This is a genomic window from Marinimicrobium sp. UBA4509, from assembly GCF_002388575.1.
GTDB classification, from domain to species: Bacteria; Pseudomonadota; Gammaproteobacteria; order Pseudomonadales; family Cellvibrionaceae; genus Marinimicrobium; species Marinimicrobium koreense.
Window position 1 is genome coordinate 1,494 of sequence record NZ_DGMV01000050.1, and the last position, 4,023, is coordinate 5,516.

A 4,023-nucleotide genomic window follows, 5' to 3' on the forward strand; every position below is an offset into this window, starting at 1 on the left:
TAGCGAAGCGTAATCCGACACAACAAGCTCAAACCCTGCGTCGGATTACGCCTCGCTAATCCGACCTACTGGAAGAAGAACCGTTCGACCGCGGCGAAGGCCGGGTCGCGGTACTCGGGCGTCTCGTTCACCAGATGGTGACGGGCGCCCTCCAGCATTTCCACTCTCAGGTTAGGCAACTTGCGGCCGATCTGCTGCAAGTTGTACTGCCAATCCACGGTGTCATCCCCGGTGCCCTGCACCATCAATAGTTCATCATTGCGTACCGGCCAACTCCGGAAGACCTCGTCCCAACGTTTCATGGCGCCCACCCAGTCGACACTCAGGCGTCGGTACTGCAGCGGGTCCTCGGATGCCAGAAAGCGATTGAAGTCCGCATCATGGGAGCTATCGATAAACGTCCGGGGAATCTCCCGCACCCAGCGGTGCAGCAGGGCATAGAGCCACCGGCTGAGCCCCCAGCCGCGCGGCAGCACCAGAGGCGCGAACAGGGCGGTACGGCCGGTCAGGGCGTTCCCATGGCGCCAGAGGTGGTTAAGCAGCGTGGCGCCTCCCATGCTCTGCCCCAGAGCACATCGCGTCGGGCCGAACAGGTGGCGGGAGCGCTCCAGCAGCTGCTGCAGGACATCGGCATAGCGATCAAAGCTGTCAATCACCAGGCGCGGCCCCGAGCTCAAGCCGTGGCCGGGCTGATCATAGGTGAGAACCGACAGGTTATGCCTGAGCGCAAATCGCACCGCATGAACGTACAGTGCCGAGTGATCGAAATACCCATGCACGATACTCAGATGACCCCGTGGCTGCGGAGGTAGCCAATAATGGCAGGCTATGTCCCACTGATCCACGCGGACCCGCCCAACGCCCTGAGCCACGTCAGGAAATTCAGCCGCCAAATCCAGCCCGTAGTGCCTTAAATAAGCCCGAGTGGTCGCATCGCCGACATTGGCTCCATCTTCCGCGGGATCAAACGCAAGATAGGGCAAAATTTCGGGCAGCTCTGAAAAATCCGGGGCGGATTTGGATAAGGTCACGGACGAGGCTCCTTTAAGGGACACTGGCACCAAATTCTGGCTGCCGGGCGGTATAAACACAACCCTGAGACAACCGCTGTTAGTCTATAAGACAAGATCCTGATTCGATCCGCTCGGTTGCTCAATGGTGGGAAATATGACAGATTAGCGCCTGTATGCCACCAGAATAATCAAGGTCCCCTACCCCAACTCCATGAAAGATTATATTTTCAATATCCACGACGTCATATTGATGATGACCGTCGCCGAGAGCATACTCCTGGCACTGCTCCAGGCCGCCATGCCCGCACAAAACCGGCTGTACGGGCGCCTTTTGAGCGCTTTCCTGTTGGTCATTGCCACAGGCTCCGCAACCACCCTGATCCTCTGGAACGATCAGGTCCACATTGGACCGACCGTTGACCAGTACTGGATTCCTTACTTCCTTATGGCCGCTCTCATGCTCAAAGGGCCGGCACTGTACCTGTATGTAGCCTCCATTACCCGCGCCCAGTTTACGCTCCGCCCCACTCACTTGGTGCACCTGGCGCCGGCGCTCGTGACCTGTCTGATCATGGCCCTGTTTGCCATAGACAGTAATGACCTCCGTCACCTCTGGGCCATGGGCGATGAGCAGCCGGAGAGGCTGGTCACTTTCCTCTGGGATTCCGCCAAGCTGGTTCCGCTGGTCTATTCCTTCGCTGCCGTGGCGCTCGTGCAACGATACCGCTCCGAGCTCAAGGACGAATACTCCCACTTCTCCAGTACCGAGCCGCGCTGGTTGAACATTCTGACCCTGGGATTTTTCGCCAGTTGGACCTGGACGATGATCGTCCACATTCTGGCAAAGTACACTTCTCCGGAAACCGCAGACTACCTGGGAATTGCCGATAACTACATTACCTTTATCCTGATCAATGGCCTGTTTACCTACAGCCTGATATACGCCCACCAATTGCTTGAAACACGAGCCGAGGAAACCCGTGCACCGGCTGAGGATAAACCCTCGGAATCGGCTATCGACCGGGTGAAGGCCGCGATGGAAACCGACAAGATCTATCTGCAGCAGAACCTCAACATTGAGCAGTTCTCGGCTCGCCTGGATCTTCCGGTAAAAGAGGTTTCTTCAGTGATCAACAAACACTTTGGGACCAACTTTTTCGAGTTCATCAATACCTACCGGGTGGAGGAGGCCAAGCGACTGTTGGCCGACCCGAAAGCCACAGAAAAAACCATTCTGGATATTCTGTTGGAGTCCGGGTTCAACAGCAAGTCCGCTTTTCACCGGTTCTTCAAGCGCCTGACGGGCATGTCCCCTTCCGAGTACCGCAAAGACAAGGGTGCTCACTAAACCTGAACAACAGGCAAAAAAAAGCCGCTCTTGATGAGCGGCTTTTTTTCATCTGAGCAAATCGTTATTCGGCCAGCTCCCAGCGGATATTATCCAGCCGGAACACCACATTGCTCTGCTGACCCGAAACGGGCCACAGGCTGAAGGGCGTATTGACACGACTGATGATAAAGCCCGAACCCGACGTCAAGTCCGCGATGGATACCGATACGGTATGCCACTCACCGTCGTTCTGCAGCGGTACCGACAGCTCATTCGAGGTACACGGATAAATGCAGTCAGCCTTGACGAGGAAACCATCAGTGTTGTTTCCGGCATCCACCACCTTCAGATCAAACACGAGGTTCCCGCCAGCGTATGCACTCAGATCCTGCGGGTCCGTTGACTGAATGTACATGGTACCGAAACCGCTGGCCCCGAAGGCTATTTCCAGGACGTCGCCGCGATCACCGTCAGATACGGTGGTAGAGGTGATGCTCTGACCCCCTTCAACATAGAAGTCCACGCCCGGATCCGTCCAGAGTGCATCCAGACTACCGTCGACAAACACATCGACCGCCTCGGTGCCTTCAGGCGCCGTGCCATCCAGTTTCGGATTGACGCTACAGGACGGGCCAAAGCAGGTCACACGGATGTTGTTCAGCTGCACGTGGGCGGTACCGCTACTCAGCTCAAGAACGAAGGGCGCATTGATGTCACTGTAGTTGACCTGACCCGCCGGATCGGCATTGCCGACAAAATCCGAAAACCGGACCGAGACGCTTTGCCACTCGCCTGTGGGCGGCAATTCAATTTCACGCGAACTGACGTTGGGCCATACGCTGTCGAGCTTGACGCTCAGGGTGGCGTCCTCACTCGCGTCGACTACCCGCATATCAAAGGTAATACCGCTGAGCTCTTCATTGAGTGAAAAACTGAAACCGTCATCGACATAGTCGACACTGCTCATATCACCGGACAGCAGGAAGACATTGCTCAGGCCGTTGAACTGAACATCCCAGACAGTCTGGTCATCCACCTGAAGCGCCGTATCGACAACCAGGTTTCCAGCGGTTTCCTGCCACTGTCCCGGAACCAGCGTGTTACTCACTTCGGTATCAAACACTGAAAAGTTCAGCGTTGCCGGGCCGTTTTCATACAGGGCAAACTCTTTTTCGGTGCCGCCCGTGCCCTCTACATCCTCGGCATCTTCATCGATCCAGGCGCACCCCTTGCCAGTATCGGGATCAACGTCACACTGATAAACGCGAACATAGTCGACCACCATTTCCTGAGGGAAAGTGGTCGCATCATCCGGCGCACCGGGCCAGTTACCACCGACGGCGACGTTCATGATCAGGTGAAACATTTCGTCGAACGGAGAAGCCGGGTTACCAGTCTCAAAGCCTTCGTCTTGCCCCTGCCAGGAGAGAGTAAACCAATCGTCAGCCGTCTGGGTCGCAAAGTGGACATCATCCACATACCAACGGATTTCACCCTCCTCCCACTCAATCGCGTAAGTGTGGAAGTTTTCCCAGATCGGCTCTGCGGGCGTAAAACTGGCTCCGCTGTTGAGGTTGTTCGGCCAGGGACGACCGTAGTGGAGGGTGCCGTGGACTTCATTCTCGCCGCTGGCGTTGGTATTCACCGCTTCGAAAATATCGATCTCGCCACTGAGCGGCC

3 protein-coding genes are annotated in these 4,023 nt (G+C 56.4%); 1 reads left to right on the plus strand and 2 read right to left on the minus strand.

Annotated elements, in window-relative coordinates:
• Positions 1 to 65 precede the first annotated feature (65 nt).
• On the minus strand, positions 66 to 1,031 hold the full coding sequence (locus B3520_RS08010) for an alpha/beta hydrolase (RefSeq protein ID WP_286807613.1): 966 nt from the start codon (positions 1,029 to 1,031) through the stop codon (positions 66 to 68).
• Between the two features lie 193 nt (positions 1,032 to 1,224).
• Here B3520_RS08010 and B3520_RS08015 point away from each other — a divergent pair, with 193 nt between their 5' ends.
• Positions 1,225 to 2,361 carry an AraC family transcriptional regulator gene (locus B3520_RS08015; protein WP_123638469.1) on the plus strand — a complete coding sequence of 379 codons (1,137 nt, stop codon included), beginning with the start codon at positions 1,225 to 1,227 and terminating at the stop codon, positions 2,359 to 2,361.
• 64 nt (positions 2,362 to 2,425) lie between these two features.
• Here B3520_RS08015 and B3520_RS08020 read toward each other — a convergent pair.
• On the minus strand, positions 2,426 to 4,023 hold a 1,598-nt coding region (locus tag B3520_RS08020; RefSeq protein WP_286875832.1), incomplete at its 5' end, for a glycoside hydrolase family 16 protein.

Excerpts from the sequence above, each read along its gene's own strand:
- B3520_RS08015 (WP_123638469.1), top strand. The coding sequence starts at position 1,225 with ATGAAAGATTATATTTTCAATATCCACGACGTCATATTGATGATGACC.